Annotated in this window: 12 protein-coding genes and 1 pseudogene; 2 read left to right on the top strand and 11 right to left on the bottom strand. The window is 71.4% G+C overall.

Annotation, left to right across the window (positions count from 1 at the left end):
• The first annotated feature begins 90 nt into the window (after window positions 1-90).
• Window positions 91-2,670: a 5'-nucleotidase C-terminal domain-containing protein gene (locus tag QSJ97_RS21640; protein ID WP_285674393.1), complete on the top strand. Its 2,580-nt coding sequence runs from the start codon at window positions 91-93 to the stop codon at window positions 2,668-2,670.
• Between the two features lie 114 nt (window positions 2,671-2,784).
• Here QSJ97_RS21640 and QSJ97_RS21635 read toward each other — a convergent pair whose 3' ends face one another.
• The 9 genes and pseudogenes from QSJ97_RS21635 to QSJ97_RS21595 all read right to left on the bottom strand — a co-directional run bounded on the left by QSJ97_RS21635 (window position 2,785) and on the right by QSJ97_RS21595 (window position 11,791).
• Window positions 2,785-3,072: a DUF4214 domain-containing protein gene (locus QSJ97_RS21635; RefSeq protein ID WP_285674417.1), complete on the bottom strand. Its 288-nt coding sequence runs from the start codon at window positions 3,070-3,072 to the stop codon at window positions 2,785-2,787.
• 135 nt (window positions 3,073-3,207) lie between these two features.
• Window positions 3,208-3,687, bottom strand: a pseudogene (locus QSJ97_RS21630) (peptidylprolyl isomerase); the annotation flags it as partial.
• 98 nt (window positions 3,688-3,785) lie between these two features.
• Window positions 3,786-5,069, bottom strand: coding sequence for an NAD(P)/FAD-dependent oxidoreductase (locus tag QSJ97_RS21625; RefSeq protein WP_285674392.1), 1,284 nt, complete (start codon window positions 5,067-5,069; stop codon window positions 3,786-3,788).
• Between the two features lie 30 nt (window positions 5,070-5,099).
• Window positions 5,100-6,173: an ABC transporter ATP-binding protein gene (locus QSJ97_RS21620; RefSeq protein WP_285674391.1), complete on the bottom strand. Its 1,074-nt coding sequence runs from the start codon at window positions 6,171-6,173 to the stop codon at window positions 5,100-5,102.
• A 1-nt stretch (window position 6,174) separates the two neighbouring features.
• Window positions 6,175-6,972 carry an ABC transporter permease gene (locus QSJ97_RS21615; protein ID WP_285674390.1) on the bottom strand — a complete coding sequence of 266 codons (798 nt, stop codon included), beginning with the start codon at window positions 6,970-6,972 and terminating at the stop codon, window positions 6,175-6,177.
• A complete protein-coding gene (locus QSJ97_RS21610; RefSeq protein WP_285674389.1) occupies window positions 6,973-7,782 on the bottom strand; it encodes an ABC transporter permease in 810 nt (269 codons plus the stop codon).
• Window positions 7,783-7,791: 9 nt separating this feature from the next.
• Window positions 7,792-8,865: an ABC transporter substrate-binding protein gene (locus QSJ97_RS21605; protein ID WP_285674388.1), complete on the bottom strand. Its 1,074-nt coding sequence runs from the start codon at window positions 8,863-8,865 to the stop codon at window positions 7,792-7,794.
• A gap of 50 nt (window positions 8,866-8,915) precedes the next feature.
• Complete coding sequence (locus tag QSJ97_RS21600) at window positions 8,916-9,731, bottom strand: enoyl-CoA hydratase/isomerase family protein (RefSeq protein ID WP_285674387.1); 816 nt, start codon at window positions 9,729-9,731, stop codon at window positions 8,916-8,918.
• Window positions 9,728-11,791, bottom strand: a complete 2,064-nt coding sequence (locus QSJ97_RS21595; RefSeq protein ID WP_285674386.1) for an acetate--CoA ligase family protein — start codon at window positions 11,789-11,791, stop codon at window positions 9,728-9,730. The genes QSJ97_RS21600 and QSJ97_RS21595 overlap by 4 nt, the downstream gene beginning before the upstream one ends.
• Window positions 11,792-12,020: 229 nt before the next feature.
• Here QSJ97_RS21595 and QSJ97_RS21590 point away from each other — a divergent pair, with 229 nt between their 5' ends.
• Window positions 12,021-12,812: an IclR family transcriptional regulator gene (locus QSJ97_RS21590; RefSeq protein WP_285674385.1), complete on the top strand. Its 792-nt coding sequence runs from the start codon at window positions 12,021-12,023 to the stop codon at window positions 12,810-12,812.
• Window positions 12,813-12,837: 25 nt separating this feature from the next.
• On the opposite strand, the gene QSJ97_RS21585 is transcribed toward QSJ97_RS21590, so the two are convergent.
• On the bottom strand, window positions 12,838-15,528 hold the full coding sequence (locus QSJ97_RS21585; RefSeq protein WP_285674384.1) for a hypothetical protein: 2,691 nt from the start codon (window positions 15,526-15,528) through the stop codon (window positions 12,838-12,840).
• Window positions 15,529-15,704: 176 nt separating this feature from the next.
• Entirely contained in the window at window positions 15,705-16,535 is an 831-nt protein-coding gene (gene bhcR, locus QSJ97_RS21580; protein WP_285674383.1) for an HTH-type transcriptional regulator BhcR, read from the bottom strand.
• Between the last annotated feature and the right edge of the window lie 264 nt (window positions 16,536-16,799).

Raw genomic sequence — 16,799 nt, 5'->3', positions numbered from 1 at the left:
CTGCCACCACAGACACGCCGCCGGGGCCGCCGCCCCGGACCGCGGGACGCCACGCTCACCAACCCCCTTCCTGAACGACGGGACACCCAGATGAACGATTTCGAGAACAACTTCACCCTGCAGCTCTTCCACCTCTCCGATCAGGAAGCCAACACGACCTCGGTCGAGCTGGCGCCGAACCTCTCGGCGGTGCTGAACGCGCTGCGCGGCCAGGACATCGACGGCGACGGCACCGCCGGCCATGCCGACACGCTGACGCTCTCCTCGGGCGATGCCTGGATCCCGGGCCTGTTCTACGACGCCTCGGAGTCGCTCTATGGCGCCCCGGGCGCCGCCGACATCCTGATCCAGAACGAGCTCGGCATCCAGGCGATCGCCTTCGGCAACCACGAGTTCGACAACGGCACCGGCATCATCGCCGAGCTGATCTCCGGCGACATCGACTATGGCGACGGCAGCGCCGACGACTTCCTGCCCTTCGCCGGCGCCGACTTCCCCTATCTCGCCGGCAACCTCGACTATTCCGAGGAGCCCAATCTCGGCCCCCTCGCCACCGCCGACGGCCAGAACGTCGCCGACATCGCCGGCCGGGTCTCCGGCACCGCGCTGGTGACCACCGCGGGCGGCGAGACCATCGGCCTCGTCAGCGCCGTGGTGCCGACCATCGACGACGGCCTCTCCTCGCCGGGCAACGACCTGATCGTGCTGCCGGAGTCGAACGACCTCGAGGATCTCGCCGCGGTGATCCAGGCGGATGTCGACGCGCTGCTGGCCGCCAATCCGGGCCTCGACAAGATCATCCTGCTCAGCCACCAGCAGGTGCTCTCGCGCGAGCAGTCGCTGGCCACCATGCTCGAGGGCGTCGACATCATCGTCGCCGGCGGCTCCAACTCGGTGCTGCTCGACGAGAACGACCCGGGCTTCGACGGCGAGGCCGCCGACGGCGCCTATCCGGGCTTCTTCACCGGCGCCGACGGCAACCCGGTCGCGGTGGTCAACACCGATGCCGCCTATTCCTATGTCGGCCGCCTCGTGATCGACTTCGACGAGAACGGCGTCATCATCCCCGAGAGCTATGACGCCGATCTCTCCGGCGCCTACGAGACCTCCGACGCCGGCGTGATCGCCGTCGGCGCCGAGGGCATGGCCGACCCGGAGATCGTCGCGATCGCCGCGGCGGCCGAGCAGACCATCGTCGCGGGCGAATCGACCTATTTCGCCGTGACCACCGAGTTCCTGAACGCCGAGCGCGCCGGCGGCGGCACCGACGGCGTGCGCACCCAGGAGACCAATCTCGGCAACCTCACGGCCGATGCCAACCTGCATTTCGGCCAGTCGATCGACGAGACGGTGGTGTTCTCCTTCAAGAACGGCGGCGGCATCCGCGCCAATATCGGCCGCATCGAGCAGCCGGCCGGCGACGGCGACCCGCTCCGCCTGCCGCCCGAGGGCGTGCCGGGCGCCAAGCCCGAGGGCGGCATCAGCCAGAACGACGTCGCCAACGCGCTGGCCTTCAACAACGGCCTGACCCTGCTGAGCCTCACCACCCAGCAGATCGTCGACACCGTCGAGGCCTCGCTCGAATTCTACACCTCGCTCGAGGAGAGCGCCGGCGGCTGGGGCCACTTCTCCGGCCTGCGCTTCTCCTTCGCGCCCGACCTGCCGGCCGGCGACCGCCTGGTCAACGCGGCGCTGGTCGACGAGGAAACCGGCGCGCTGATCGCCGAGCTGGTGCGCGACGGCGAGGTGGTCGACAACGGCGACACCACCTTCCGCACCATCACCCTCGACTTCCTGGCCAATGGCGGCGCCGAGGGCCTGCCGGTGACCGACCCCGAGGCCGACGGTTATGACCCGGACATCGCCGCCGCCGCCGAGCGGCTCGACCTGACCACCGAGGACGACTTCACCGGCGGCGCCACCTTCGCGCCGGCCGGCTCCGAGCAGGACGCCTTCGCCGAGTATCTGCTCGAGGTCTACGGCATCGAGGACGGCGCCCCGACCGTCGATCTCGTCGACACCACGCCGCGCCTCGACAGCCGCATCCAGAACCTCGACTTCCGCGCCGACGGCGTGTTCGACGACCGCGAGATCGCCGAGGCCGCCGCGGCCACCATCGGCACCGACACCGTGGTCGCGGCCGAGGCGGTCACCCTGGCCGGCTCCTCGGCCGGCGTCTCGGTGGGCGACACCGGCGGCGGCTTCGCGCTGACCTCGGATGCCGGCACCACCCTCTTCTACGGCGCCGACAGCTTCGCCTTCGACGATGCCACCTGGATCGCCGACGACAGCGCCAGCGCGCTGACCCTCGGCCGGCTCTACTACACCGCCTTCGGCCGCGGCGGCGACATCGCCGGCGCCACCTACTGGGACGGCGTGGTCGATGCCGGCACCATCGGCGTCTCGGCGCTCAGCAGCTTCTTCGTGCTCTCGGCGGAGTTCGCGGCGGTCAACGGCCCGGACCTCTCCGACGAGGACTTCGTCGATGCGCTGGTGGCCAATGCCAATGCCGCCGACCTCTTCGACGAGGCCGAGCTCGACGCCTGGGTCGATACGCTGGAGGACGGCACCACCTCGCGCGACGCGGTGCTGTTCGACATCGCCAGCAGCGACGCGGTGGCCGAGGCGACCGCCGCGATGCTGAGCGAGGGCGTGCTGGTCATCGCCTGATCCGGCAGGCCATCCGGCCGGGGCCTCCGCCCCGGCTACCCCAGAGAGCGGAAACGGCCCGGGCAGCGCGCCCGGGCCGTTCTTGCGTTCGGCCTGCTCCGGAGGAGACGGGCCTCAGACGAAGGCCCAGTCGCTCGGCAGCACCTCGGTCAGGGTCTCGACGAATTCCAGCGTCTCGGCATTCTCGACGCTCGTCGCGAAGGCATAGAGCAGGTCGGCCCGCGAGAAATCGTCCCGGGCCACCGCCGCGTTCCAGAACGCGACGCCATCCGCATCGCCCTCGCGGCCCAGCACGTTGAAATAGAGCTGGTCGACCAGCTCGGCATCGGTCAGCGTGTCCGGGTCGCCGAAACCGGCCGCGAACTCGGCCGAATCGAGGAAGAACTGCGCGATCTGCGTCATCGTGAAGGCACCCTCGCGGGCGTCGATCCAGAAGTTGAGGCCCGGCAGGTCGATCTCGCCGTCGCGGTCGAGCCCGGCCTCGTAGAGCAGCGCCACCTCCTGGGCCTCCGCCTCGGTGAGGCCGAGCCCGAGATGGTCCGCCGCGACCTCGACATCGATCATCCGGTCGGGATCGGTCACCGCGCCCGAGCCCGGCACGCCGCGCTTGATCTGGTCGACATGCTCCATGCCGGAGATCACCTCGCCGACCACGGTGTAGCGCCCGTCGAGCGTGCTGTTGTCGTCGAACATGATGAAGAACTGGCTGTTGGCGCTGTCCGGGTCGGTCGAGCGCGCCATGCCGACGATGCCCCGCTCGTAGGGGATGTCGGAGAACTCGGCCTCGAGATCCGGCAGGTCGGAGCCGCCGAAGCCGGCCAGCGCCGCGATGTAGCCATCCTCGAGATCGCCATACTGCACATCGCCGGTCTGTGCCATGAACCCGTCGATCACGCGGTGGAAGGCGACATTGTCGTACTCGCCGGCGCGGGCCAGCGTGATGATGCGCTCGGCATGCTCCGGCGCGACATCGGGAAAGAGCTGGATCAGCACCTCGCCGGTGGCGAGCTCGATCATCAGGGTGTAGTCGGCGTCAACAGTCTCCACGGCCGCAGCCTCCGTCAGTGATGTCCCTGGGCGATCTTCTAGGGCGCCGCGGGCGGGCCGGCAATCGCTCAGCGACGGGCCCGCGCCACGTCGCGCGCATCGAGCAGCCGGTACCACCCGGCGAGCGCACCGACGCCGAGCCTGTGCAGCCCGTGCAGCGGCACCCGCGGGATGCCGGTGACCGGGATCGCCGCCGCCTCCGGCGCCCCGCCGCGGGCGAGCCGGGCGATCTCCGGGCCGAGGGCGGTGGCCAGCGCCATGCCGCGGCCGTTGTAGCCGAGCGCCGCGATCAGCCCGGGCTCGGGCATGTGCAGATGCGGCAGGTGGTCGAGCGTCATCGCCACGCGCCCGCCCCAGTGATGGGTGAAGCGGATGCCGTCGAGCGCGGGGAAGACCTCGCGCAGCGCGGCCTGCAGCGGGGCGGTGTGGCGTGCGGAGATCTCCGCCACATCCGGCCCGCGCCCGCCCATCACGATGCGCCCTGCCGCGTCCTTGCGGAAATAGCGCAGCAGCCGGCGGGTGTCGGAGAAGCACTGGCCCTCCGGCATCAGCGCGCCGGCCAGCGCCCCGGGCAGCGGTTCGGTGGCGCACTGGATGCTGGTCACCGGCACCACCGAGCAAGCCAGCCCCGGCACCAGCGCCCCGGCATAGGCATTGGTGGCGACCACGACGCTGCGCGCGACGACCCGGGCCGCCGGCGTCTCCGCGACCCAGCCCGCGCCCTCCCGCGCGAGCCGCCGGACCGGGCTCGCGCCATGGATCCGCGCCCCCGCCGCTGCCGCCGCGCGCACCAGCCCGCGGGTGAAGGCGAGCGGCTGCACCGAGCCGCCGCGCCGGTCGATCAGCCCGCCGAGATAGCCGCCGCTGCCGAGCAGCCGCGCGACCGCCGGGGCGTCCAGATCCTCCACCGGCGCGCCATGGGCCCGCCAGTCCGCCGCGCGGCGGCGGAGCCGGGCGAGCCCGGCCTCGGAATGCGCCGGCTGCACCCAGCCGTTCCGCACCGCCTCGCAGGCGATGGCGTGTCGGCGCGCCAGGTCGAACACCGCACCCGCGGTGCCCGCGGCGAAGCGGATCAGCCGCCCGCCCGCCGCTTCGCCGAGCCTCTCCCGGAGCTCCGAAGGGTCGAACTTCAGCCCCGGGATGATCTGCCCGCCGCTGCGCCCGGAGGCGCCCCAGCCGGGCGCATGCGCCTCGAGCAGCAGGCAGTCCGCCCCCGCCTCGGCGAGATGCAGCGCGGCGGAGAGCCCGGTCAGCCCGCCGCCGATGATGCAGACCTCCGCCCGGGCCTCGCCCGCGAGCGCAGGGCAGGCCGGACCGCCGGGGGCGGTCAGTTCCCAGAGTGAACCGGTCACCGGTGTTCTCCTTGTGCGGGGGCGCCGCGGCTACTGCGGCGCGGCACCGTTCAGCGGCACGACATCGGAGGCATCGAAGCTGAGCGAGACCGGCATGCCGCCCTGCCACCCGGCATCGCTGCGCCGGGTCAGCTGGCGCACGGTGAAGCGCTCCCCCTGCCCGGTGCGCACGACGAGATTGGTGACGCCGCCGAGGAACACCACGTCCTCGACCTCGGCCTCCAGCACGTTCTCCGCGGCGCTGCCGGCGGCGAGGCGGATCGCCTCGGGTCGGATCATCACCGGCACCACCTCGCCGGGCGCCGCCGTCAGCCCGGGCACGCCGGAGAGCGCGAAACGCTCGCCGACCCGGATCGCGCCCCGCCCCTCCACCGCGACCCGGATGATGTTGGAGACCCCGAGGAAGCCCGCGGCGAACTCTGTCGCGGGCCGGAAATACATCTCCTGCGGCGGCGCCACCTGCTCCATCCGCCCCTCGTTCATCAGGCAGATGCGGTTCGACATGGTCAGCGCCTCCTCCTGGTCGTGGGTGACGTAGAGCACGGTCATCCGCAGCTCCTCGTGCAGCTTCTTGATCTCGAACTGCAGCGCCTCGCGGAGCTTGCGGTCGAGCGCGCCGAGGGGCTCGTCCATCAGGATCAGGCTGGGGTTGTAGACCAGCGAGCGGGCGATCGCGATGCGCTGCTGCTGCCCGCCGGAGAGCTCCCTGGGCTTGCGCTTGGCGACATGCGGAAGATGCACCAGCTCGAGCGCCCGCATCACCTCGCGCCGGATCTCCGCCCGCGGCCGCCGGCGCAGCGTGAGCGGAAAGGCGACGTTCTGCGCCACCGTCATGTGCGGGAACAGCGCATAGTTCTGGAACACCATGCCGAGCTCGCGCCTGTTGGCCGGCACCTGCGTCACGTCCCGGCCCTTCAGCCAGATCTCGCCGGCGCTCGGCGCGGTGCTGCCGGCGATGAGGTTGAGCAGCGTCGTCTTGCCCGAGCCCGAGGGGCCGAGCAGCGTGACGAACTCCCCCTCGCGGATCGAGAGATCCGTCGGGTGCAGCGCCACGGTCTCGCCATAGGCCTTGGTGATGCCGTCGAGCCTGACCATCTCCGCCATGTCAGCGTTCCTTCTGCAATGCCGCCACCAGGATGCAGATCCCCAGCGACAGGATGGTGAGCAGCGACGAGACCGCCGCGAGCACCGGCGAGATCTCCCAGTGGATGGTGCTGTACATCTTCACCGGCAGGGTCTGCGTGCGCACGCCGCTGACGAAGAACGAGATCACCACCTCGTCGAAGGAGATCAGGAAGGCAAAGAGCCCGGAGGCCAGGATCGTCGGCCTGAGCAGCGGGATCGTCACCCGCGTCAGCACCCCGAACCAGCTCGCGCCCATGATCGTCGCCGCGATCTCGAGATTGCGGTCGACCTGCCGGAGCCCGGCCATCATCGTCACGATCACGTAGGGCACGCAGACCACCGCATGGCAGAGGATCAGCCCCCAGGTGGTGCCGGTGGCCCGCGCGATGCCGAGATAGAGATAGAGCGCCAGCGCCACCACGATGGTCGGCACCAGCATCGGGCTGAGCAGGAAGATCGTCAGCAGCTTCTTGCCGCGGAACTGGTAGCGCACGATGCCATAGGCCGCGAGCCCGCCGATCAGCAGCGAGAGCGCCGCGCTGGCCGCCGCCACCTGCAGGCTGGTGAGCGTGCTCGCCACCCAGCTCGGCTCCGAGAAATACTCCCGGTAGAGATCGAGCGAGAAGGATTTCGGCGGGAAGTCGAACTCGGTGCCGGTGCCGAAGGACATCGGCAGCACCACCAGGCTGGGCATCAGCAGGAAGGCATAGCCGAGCCAGGCGATCAGCCGGGTCGCGGCCGAGGGCACGCGCTCCTCGATGGTTGTCTGCCGTGCCATCTATCCCTCCTCCCCGAAGAGCTGTCCGCCGCGCACCCGGGCGATGCCGATGCAGAAGACCCCCGTGATCGCCAGCAGGCAGACCGCGAGCGCCGAGGCCATCTCCCAGTCCAGCGTGTCGCGCACATGGAACTCGACGAGGTTGGAGATCATCAGGTCGCCCCGCCCGCCGAGCAGCGCCGGGGTGATGAACATCGCCATCGACATGATCATGCAGATCAGGATCCCCGCCATCACCCCGGGCAGGCTGAGCGGAAAGATGATGCGCCAGAAGATCGTCAGCCGCGTCGCCCCCATCACATTGGCCGCGCGGCGCAGCTCCGGCCCCTGGGTCAGCAGGCTCGCCAGCACGGTGAAGACCATGAAGGGCAGCAGGAAATGGGTCATGCCCACCACCACGCCGAAGCGGTTGAACAGCATCGGCAGATGCCCCTCCATGCCGGTGGCCCATTGCAGGAAGCTGTTGATGATGCCGCTCTTGCCGAGGATCACCGTGAAGGCGAAGCTCTTCACGAGGATGCTGGTCCAGAACGGCATCAGCACGAGGATCATCAGCACCGTGCGCCGGCGCGGCGGCTGCGCCTCCAGGTGATAGGCGATCGGATAGCCGAGCAGCAGGGTCAGCCCGGTCGACACCACACTGATGTAGACCGAGTTGAGCAGCACCTGCCGGTAGAGCGGCTCGGTGGCGATCGCGGCGTATTTCTCGAGGCTGGGCGAGCTGCCCCCGAAGCTCAGGTAGACCACATAGAGCAGCGGGAGCAGGAACGCCGCCACGAGCAGGACCAGCGCCGGTGCGATGAACCGCATGCCGCCGCCTCAGGTCAGCAGCCAGGTCTTGAAGCGGGTGGTGACCGCCTCGCCGTTCTCGGCCCACCATTCGACATCGGTGATCGCGGTGCCGGGGTCCTGCAGGTCGGGCTGGCGGGCCAGCACCTCGGGCTCGAGATGCGCGCGCGCGGTGGATTTCGAGGGTCCGTAGCCCATGATGTTGCAGAACGCCGCCTGCAGCTCGGGCTTCAGGAAATAGCTCACCAGCCGCATCGCCGCGTCGCGGTTCCGCGAGCCCCTGGTCACGGCCACATAGGCGCCGGTGACGATGTTGTTCTCGTAGACATAGGCGACCGACTGGCCGTCGCGCTGCGCCGCCTCGACCCGGCCGCTATAGGTGAAGACGAAGTCGATCTCGTTCTGCGTCAGCAGCGAGATGGTCTGCGGCGTGCCGGCGATCCAGTGGCTGACATGCGGCTTGATCCGGTCGAGCGAGGCGAAGGCCCGGTCGACATCGAGGGGGTAGAGATCCCGGGCCGCCACCCCGTCGGCCATCAGCGCCATCTCGAGGTTCTCGTCCGGGCGGTTGCGCAGGCCGCGGCGCCCGGGGAAGCGCTCGACATCCCAGAACTCCTGCCAGTTGGTCGGGTGCCTGCCCTCCGGGTGGCGCGCCGGGTCATAGCCGATGCCGCCGCCATAGGAGTAGTAGGGCGCGCAGTATTCCAGCGGCGGGATGTCGAGATCGGCGGTGTCGACGATGGAATAGTCCATCTTCTCCAGCAGCCCGGCCCTGCCGGCGCGGATCGCCTGCGAGCCGATCACCCCGATCACGTCCCATTCGAGATTGCCGGTCTGCACCTGCGCCTTGAGCTTGGCGAGATCGGGGCCGGAGGCGGGGATCACCTCGATGCCGGTATCGGCCATGAAGGCGGCGACGATGGTCTTCTTCTGCGCCTCCTGGGTCGAGCCGCCATAGGCCACCCAGACGATCGGCCCGTCCTGGGCGATCGCGAGCGTCGGCAGGCCGGCCGCCATCGCCCCGAGCGCGCCGGCGCCGGCGCCGGCGCCGCGCAGCAGATCGCGCCGGGTCGGCGCATCAAGCCTGTCCTTGGTCGTGGTCATGGTCGTGGTCCTCCTTCGGATTGCAGTTCCCGTCTTGCCTGTTGCCGTCGTCATGGTTTCCTGAACTGGGCATCCCGCCAGGCGAGCGCCGCCTTCAGCCCCTCCGCCTTGCGGATGCGGTTGAACTCCTCGCGCTGCGGCCCCACCGCGCCCTCGATCACCACATCGGTCTCGAGCGCCGCCTCGAGCGCCTGGCGCATGCCGGCGATGTCCATGCCGCGATGCATCGCGTCGCGCGTCAGGCGCACCGCCACCGGGTCGGCGGCCACCATCTGGCCGGCCAGCGCCAGCGCCGCCGCCAGCCCCTCGCCCTGCGGCACCACGCGGTTGACCAGCCCCATGCGCTCGGCGCGCTCGGCATCGAGCCGGTCCTCGCCGGTCAGCATCAGCTCGGCGGCGAATTTCGGGGTGGTCATCCAGGGCAGCAGCATCGCCACCAGCCCGGAGCCGAAGCGCACCTCCGGCTCGCCGAAGCGGGTGCCCGCCTCCGCCACGATCATGTCGCAGGCCATGGCAAGCTCGAAGGCGCCGGCGATGCAGTAGCCATGCACCGCCGCCACCGAGGGTTTCGGCGCATCCCAGACCTGCATGATGAAGTCGAAGCTGCTGCGCAGGCGCGCGCGCCAGGCCAGGTTGCCCTCGGTCGGCGCGCCCTCGCCCGCCTTGAGGTCGAAGCCGGCGGAGAACGCCCGGCCGGACCCGTGCAGCACGACGACCAGCACCTCCTCGTCGGCCATGTGCCGGTCCAGCGCCTCGGCGAACTCGGCCTTCATCTGCGGGTTGATCGCGTTCAGCACCTCCGGGCGGTTCAGCCCGATCAGGCCGACCCTCCCCTCCTTGCGCAGCGTGACGGTCTCGAAGCTCATGCGGTCTCTCCCCTGCCCTTCACCACGAAGAGCTGATCCACGATGACGGCGCCCCCGGGCCCGGCCTTCACCGGGTTGAGGTCGATCTCGGCGAAGGCCCGGCCATGCACGGCGCAGAACTCGGAAAAGCCCGCGATCAGCCGGCAGAGCGCCGCCAGATCCGCCGCCGGCGCGCCGCGATAGCCGGTGAGCAGCGCGAAGCCCCTGAGCCGCGCCAGCGCCGCCCGCGCCCCGGCCTCGCTCACCGGCGGCAGCAGCGTCACCGCGTCCTGCATCAGCTCGGTCCAGACCCCGCCGAGGCCGAGGGTGATCGCCGGGCCGAAATCCGGGTCCGCGGTCATGCCGAGGATCAGCTCGACCCCGCCCGCAACCTGCTCGGCCACCTCGACCGCCGGCCCGCAGCGCGCCGCGATCGCCGCATGGGCGCGGGCCGCAGCGGCGGCATCGGCGATGCCGAGCACCACGCCGCCATGTTCGGTCTTGTGCAGGATCGCCGGATTGGCGGTCTTCATCACCACCGGAAAGCCGATCTCCGCCGCCGCCGCCGCCGCCGCCTCGGCACTGCCGACGAAGCGCCGGCGGGCATGGGGCAGGCCGAAGCGGTCCATCAGACGGGACGCCGCCGCCACCGGCAGGGCCGGGCCGGCGCCCCGCGCCGCGAGCAGATCCGCGATCCCCGGCAGCGCGGGCGGCGCGGGCGGCGCCTCCGCCGGGCGCCAGCGGCAGAAATGGCCGAGCGCGCGCAGCCCGCTCTCGGTGCCCAGCAGCACCGGCACGCCGCTCTCCTGCAGCCGCACCGCATGGGGCAGGCTCGCCGCGCTCGCGACATTGGAGAGCAGCGCCACCGGCTTGCCCGTGCCCGCCTGCACCCGCCCGAGGATCTCGGTGCAGAGATCGGCATAGGGGCGCCCGGCCACGAGATTGGTCGCCAGCACCGCCGCGCCGACGGCCTCGTCCGCGGCCACCAGCGCCAGGCTGTCCTCGAGCAGAACCTGCCCGTCGCCATAGGAATCCACCGGGTTGTCCGGGGTCATGCCGGGATCGAGCACCGCCTCGAGCCGCGCCCGCGTCGCCGCGCCGAAGCGCGGCAGCTCCATGCCGACCGCCTCGGCGGTGTCGACGATGAGCTGCCGCTCGCCGCCGGAATCGGTGACGATGCCGACACCCCCCGCCGCGGCCCGCCGCGGGCCGGAGAACAGCGCCAGCACGTCCTCGAGCTCGGCGATGCTGTCGGTGGAGATCACCCCGGCCCGCTCCATCGCCGCGGCGAAGACCTCCTGCGCCCCGCTCAGCGCCCCGCTATGGGCCAGCGTGAACTGGCGGCCGAGCTCGGAGCGCCCGATCTTCAGCACCGCCACCGGAATGCCCCGCGCCGCGGCCGCGGCCGCGGCGCCGAGAAAGCCCTCCGGATCGCGCAGCGTCTCCAGCACGCAGCCGATCACCCGGGTCTCGGGCTGGGCGGCGAGGAAGCGGACATAGTCGGCCACCGTGGTGGCGATCTCCTGCCCGGCCGAGACGGCGTGGCTGTAGCGGATGCCGCGCTGGTTGCCGAGCAGCCCCGACCAGGTCGAGCCGCTGTGCGAGACCAGCCCCACCGTGCCCGGCCCCGCGGCCATGGGCGGCGGGCCGGCCGAGACCGCGAGCCGGTCCACCATGTTGAGAAAGCCCATGCAGTTGCCGCCGCAGACCGCCATCCCCGCGCCGCGCGCGATGGCGCCGAGCCGCGCCGGCAGGTCCGGGCCCGCCGCCGCCGCCTCCGGCTCGTGGCCGCGCCCGAAGATCGCCGCCGCCGGCACGCCGAGCGCCGCCGCCTCGGCCAGCGCCGCCTCGATCCGGGCATCGGAGATGGCGAAGGCGACGAGATCCGGGAGCTCCGGCAGCTCGGCGAGCGACGGATGGCAGGCCAGCCCCTCGATCTCGCGATGGCCCGGGTTCACCGGCATCACCCGCCCGGCATAACCGTTGGCCCGGATCGCGCGCAGCAGCCGCTGGCCGAAGGCCCCCTCCCGCGCCGAGGCGCCGACCACCGCGACGCTCCGTGGCCGCAGGAGCTGCGCCACCCGGTCCTGTCCCCGCCCCGCTGGCGCCGTGTCGCTCCTCGCTGCCTCAAGGCCCATTGCCGCACTCCCCTCGCCCGACCGGCGCCGCCGCAGCGGCCGCCTTGGATAGAATATTGTATTGCAATATCTAACATTGCATGATATACGCTATACATCTCATTTTGACTGTCAACTATGATCTTGGCAGCCGCATACGATCCGCGGCAGCCCCAGCCAGGAAGGAAGACAGGTGACCTCGGAGCGTCCGCCCATCGACAAACGGCTCTTCGTGACCAGCGCGGAGAAATGCCTCACGGTGCTCGCCGCCTTCCGGCGATCATCGACCCCGCTCGGGCTCAAGGAGATCGCCCGGCTCTCCGGGCTCGACATCAGCGCGACCCAGCGCTTCGTCTACACGCTGCGCGCGCTCGACTATCTCCGGCAGGACCCGGCGACCAAGCGCTACAGCCCCACGGTGCGGGTGCTCGATCTCTCCTACGCCTATCTGAGCAACAGCGCGCTGATCGACTGCGCCTCACCCTATCTGCGCGAGGCGCACCGGCAGACCGACGAATCGATCAACCTCGTCGAGCTCGAGGGGCTCGACATCATCTATGTCGCGCGCATCCCGAGCCGGAAGGCGATCGCCACCGAGATGGCCTGCGGCTCGCGCCTGCCGGCCTATTGCAGCGGCTCGGGCCGGGCGATCCTGGCGCATCTGCCGGAGGCGCAGGCGACCGCGATCCTCGAGGCCTCGGACCGGCTCCCGCTCACCCCGCACACGATCACCGATCTCGACGCGATCCGCGCGCTGTTCCCGCGCATCCGCGAGACCGGCTATGCCGTCAACTACCAGGAATGCTATGTCGGCGACCTGTCGCTGGCGGCGCCGATCTTCGACCGCAGCGGCCGGCCGGCGGCCTCGGTCAACATCTCGCTCAACATGCTGCGCTGGACGCTGGAGGACGCGCTGAAGCACTGCACCCCGGTGCTGGTCGAGACCGCCACCGCGATCTCCCGCGCGCTCGGGGCGCAGCGCTAGGGCCGGCCGGCGCCGCCGCGGCGGCTCAGTCGGGCTGCTTGCGCTTGAGCGGGTTGTCCTCGCCGGGCTCGTAGGGCGGATCGACCGGGGCATCGACGGGGGGATCGACAGGGGGGTCGACGGGGGGATCGACCGCGATCGGCTCCGGGATCGCCGCCGCCTCCTCCGGCAGCTCGAGCCGGCCTGCCAGGTCGGCAAAATCGCCATCGCCGAAGGCCGGCTGCGCGGGCGGCGGGCGCAGCGCCTGCAGCGCCGGGCCGAGCACCGCGAGATCCGCCGCGATCTCCATGCAGAGCGCGTCATAGACCGTGAACTCGCCGGCCTTCCTTGCCTGCCGCGCGCGGTCGACCTTGCCCGGCAGCTTGTCGAGCTTGTCCTGATGCGCCGGCATCAGGACATCCGCATCCATCGGCTCGCCCGCGGTCTGGCCCAGGTCTTGGTCCTCGTCCTCGTCCATCCCGAGCGGCTGGGTGAGTTCCGGGTCGATCTCGGGGCCGGTTTCGGGTCCGGTCTCTGGGCCGGTCTCGGGCGGCGGCGGCGGGGCGCCGCGGATCGCATCGGCGAGATAGGCGTTCGGCCCGGTGGCGTGCAGCCGCAGCTCGGCCCAGGGGAAGCGGGTGCGGTCGAGCTCCGCCAGTTCCTCGACCAGCGCGTTGTAGGCCGCCTGCTCCGGGGCGTAGCGCGAGTCGAGCTCGTCATAGAGCAGCAGCGACTGCATCATCTTCAGCACCTCGGCGCGCTCGGCCGCGGCCGCCCCGGCATCCGCCGGCTCCGCCCCCTCGGCCTTGCGCTCGGCGAAGCGCTGCGCCAGCACCACCGACTGCTTGCCGACCCGCGGATGCGCCAGCCCGGCCTCGTGCGGGCGCCCGGCATCGGGGATGACGTCGATCTCCATGACGCTGATCGCGTCCTTCACCAGATCGTCGAGCTGCTGCAGGAAATGCCCGGCCAGCGCCTGCGGCGTGTCGAACCCGGCATGGTGGCGCCGGAAGTTCTCCAGCAGCGCGGCTTCCGCCTCGGTGAGATCGAGCCCGTCCTCGCCGGCCTCGGCCAGCCGCGCCGCGAGCGCGCCGCCGGCAAGCGCGCGTTCCATCTCCGCCCGCACCGCCGAGAGCACCGAGGGCGGCTCGGCATCCGTCGCCGCCAACCCGGCGAGATGCGCCGTCACCACCGGGTTCTTTCCCTCGGCCTGCGCCATCAGCCGGGCCTGCATCGCGTCGAAGGCGCCGCCGACCGCCGCGGCCAGCGCCTCCGGCGCCTCGATCTCCTCCAGCGCCAGCCGGTTGGCCCGGCTCTCGGCCAGCATCTCGCTCAGCGAGGCGTAGTTGCCCGGGATCGAGGAATTGGTCGCGGCATTGCCGTGCCAGAGGTTCTCCGGGTTGCTGTTCATCATGTACATCGCCAGCACCATCTTCGCCTGCGCGGGCGTGTAGATCTGCTTCGCCTTCGGCCGCTTGGCCCGGTGCTTCTGGCTGCCGTCCTCGCCGGTCTCGCCGGAGCCGGTATGGCCGATGGTCCTGGCGTCGATCTTCTGCTTGGCGGCGTTGTAGACTTGGATAAACATCGCCGCGCGTTCGTCCTCCGGGTCCGCCCCGGCGCAGCGCGCCAGCACCCGGTCGAGCATCTCGCCGAGCGCCGCCGAGGCGCGGGCGATGCCGGCGGCGCCGTCCGGGTCCTCCGGCAGGCGGTAGAGCCCGGCCAGCCGGTTGAACGCCTCGGTCATCATGTGCGCCGGCACGACATGGCGCTCGGCCATCGCGGCCGGGGCGGCGGCGATGCCGCGCTCGCGGCGGAACTCCGCCAGCAGCAGCGCCTTGGTCTCCTCGGCGAAACCGTTGAAGCGGCCAACCAGCAGCCCGTCCTCGCCGATCTTGATGCTGGTCGAGCCGGTGCCGGGCTCGGTGGTCAGGTTGCCGAGCAGCCAGCGCAGGTTCTGCGCATGGTGCTTCTCGCCGGGCAGCTTCTCGTACTGGTGCAGGAGGGCGACGAATTCGTCCAGCGTCGCGCCCTTGCCGAAGCCCTCCGCCGCCGCCTCGGCCAGCGCGCCGGGGGGCGGGTCCGCCAGGATCGCGCGCAGCCGGCCGAGCCCGGCCAGGGTCGCCTCGTCGACCTCGCAGAGCCGGATGCTGGCCTCCAGGATATCGACATAGTCGGTCACCGACATGCCCTCCGCCGGCCGCGGCAGCAGCGGCACCGGGCGCTCGACGAGATCGAACTCGCAGGCCTCGAAGCGCCCGCGCATCTCCGGCGGCAGCGCGTCGAGCACCGCCGCCCTGTGATGCGCCACCTCCTCGCGGCTCAGGCGGTTGAGCAGGTTGGGATCGGCGAGGCCCGGATTGTCCAGCACATAGCTGCCGAAGCGGCCGAGCTCCGCCATCGCCGCGTCGTGCAGGGCGCAGAGGTCCGCGACGCGCTGCGCGAGAACCTCGTCCGCCTCGCGCAGCGCGGCGATCTGCCCGGCGGAGAGCGCTGTCAGTTCCCTGGTGCCGCGCACCACCGCATCCGGCGTGTCTGCCAGCGCCGTGCGCACCGCGGCCAGCAGCTTCCTGTTCCGCATGCGATAGGTGGCGAGGTCGTCCATCGCGGCGGTCTTGCGGGCGGCGAGGCCGAGAAGCGCCATCACCGCCGCGGTCCAGCGCCGCTGCGCCTCGGCCAGATCGGGAGCCGGGGCCGGCACCACCGGGTCGACGGGGGCGAGGTTCTCGGGATCTCCCATGGGCTCGGGCTCCGGGCTGGCGCGAGGGCGCGCGGTCGCGGGAACGCTCGGGCGCCGCCAGCCGGGCGGCGGCCCGCAGGAGTCTAAGCGCGCTGGCCTGCGCGCCCCCAGCCTAGCCGAGAGATGACGCCGGGGAAAGACGCGGCGCGGCGCCCCGCCCCGCCCTCAGCCCGCCCTCAGCCCGCCTCCGGGCAATGCCCGCCGGTGGCCTCGGTGAGCGCCCGCGCCGCCCGGCGCACCGCCGCGCCGGTCTCGGCGATCCGCGGCTCGGGAAAGCGGCTCGCCGGGCCGGAGACCGAGAGCGCCGCCACCGCCTCGCCATGCAGGTTGAACACCGCCGCGGCGATGCAGCGCATGCCCTCGACATGCTCCTCGTCGTCGAGCGCCCAGCCGCGGGCGCGGATCGCCGCGAGATCGGCATGGAGCCGCTCCGGCCGTGTCAGGGTGCGCGGCGTGAACCGCTCCAGCCCCTTCTGGCGCAGCAGCCGCTCGAGCCGCCCCCGCGAAAACTCCGCCAGCAGCGCCTTGCCGGCGCCGGAGGCATGCATGCGGCTGCGCGAGCCGGGGCGGAAGAAGGCGCGGATCGGGTGCTGCGTCTCGACCTGGTTGACGAAGACCACCTCGTCGCCGTCGACGATCGCCAGATTGGCGGTCTCGCCGGTCTCGCCGACCAGCCCGTGCAGGATCCCGCGGCTCGCCTCCACCAGGCTGACCCGGTGCAGGAAGCCCGCGCCGGCGCGGAACGCCTCGATGCCGATCATCCAGTCCTGGCTGGTCTCGTCGAAGGCGGCGAAGCCGCGCGCCGCCAGGGTCATCAGCAGCCGGTGCGCGGTGGCGGTCGGCATCCCCGCCTGCAGCGCGATGTCGGAGAGGGCGATGCGCTGCTCGCGCGCCAGCAGCTGCAGCAGCCGCAGCCCGCGGTCGAGCGCCTGCACGGTGCCGCGCCCGGCTTCCGCACCGGGCCCGCGCGGCCGGCCGCGCGGGCGTTTCGGGCTCTGCTGCTCCATCCGGGCCTCCTGATGCACCGCCCCCCTGCGGGCGCCGGGCGGCAGGATAATCGACACCCGGATTTCCCAGAACCCTCTAGGCGCGAAATTCGGGAAACCGTATCTCACTGTTTTTTCGCAGATTTTCGAATTTCCCCGGGAAAATGATAAATTTTTTCAGAAAAATTGCACAAGGCCGGGCGGCGCCCTATGCTCCGGCCTTCAGCGGGCAGCAGCGGACGGGGAGGATGCGGATGTCTGGCTTGTCGATGCCGGTTCCGGATA

The organism is Paralimibaculum aggregatum (genome assembly GCF_030270585.1).
Classification (GTDB): domain Bacteria; phylum Pseudomonadota; class Alphaproteobacteria; order Rhodobacterales; family Rhodobacteraceae; genus Thermohalobaculum; species Thermohalobaculum aggregatum.
This window is presented reverse-complemented; position numbering and strand designations above follow the sequence as displayed.

What these genes read in the sequence shown, in the direction of transcription:
- QSJ97_RS21635 (WP_285674417.1), bottom strand. Translation starts at nt 3,072, where the DNA reads ATGACGCAGATCGCGCAGTTCTTCCTCGATTCGGCCGAGTTCGCGGCC.
- QSJ97_RS21605 (WP_285674388.1), bottom strand. Translation starts at nt 8,865, where the DNA reads ATGACCACGACCAAGGACAGGCTTGATGCGCCGACCCGGCGCGATCTG.
- QSJ97_RS21620 (WP_285674391.1), bottom strand. Translation starts at nt 6,173, where the DNA reads ATGGCGGAGATGGTCAGGCTCGACGGCATCACCAAGGCCTATGGCGAG.
- QSJ97_RS21640 (WP_285674393.1), top strand. Translation starts at nt 91, where the DNA reads ATGAACGATTTCGAGAACAACTTCACCCTGCAGCTCTTCCACCTCTCC.
- QSJ97_RS21615 (WP_285674390.1), bottom strand. Translation starts at nt 6,972, where the DNA reads ATGGCACGGCAGACAACCATCGAGGAGCGCGTGCCCTCGGCCGCGACC.
- QSJ97_RS21610 (WP_285674389.1), bottom strand. Translation starts at nt 7,782, where the DNA reads ATGCGGTTCATCGCACCGGCGCTGGTCCTGCTCGTGGCGGCGTTCCTG.
- QSJ97_RS21585 (WP_285674384.1), bottom strand. Translation starts at nt 15,528, where the DNA reads ATGGGAGATCCCGAGAACCTCGCCCCCGTCGACCCGGTGGTGCCGGCC.
- QSJ97_RS21600 (WP_285674387.1), bottom strand. Translation starts at nt 9,731, where the DNA reads ATGAGCTTCGAGACCGTCACGCTGCGCAAGGAGGGGAGGGTCGGCCTG.
- bhcR (WP_285674383.1), bottom strand. Translation starts at nt 16,535, where the DNA reads ATGGAGCAGCAGAGCCCGAAACGCCCGCGCGGCCGGCCGCGCGGGCCC.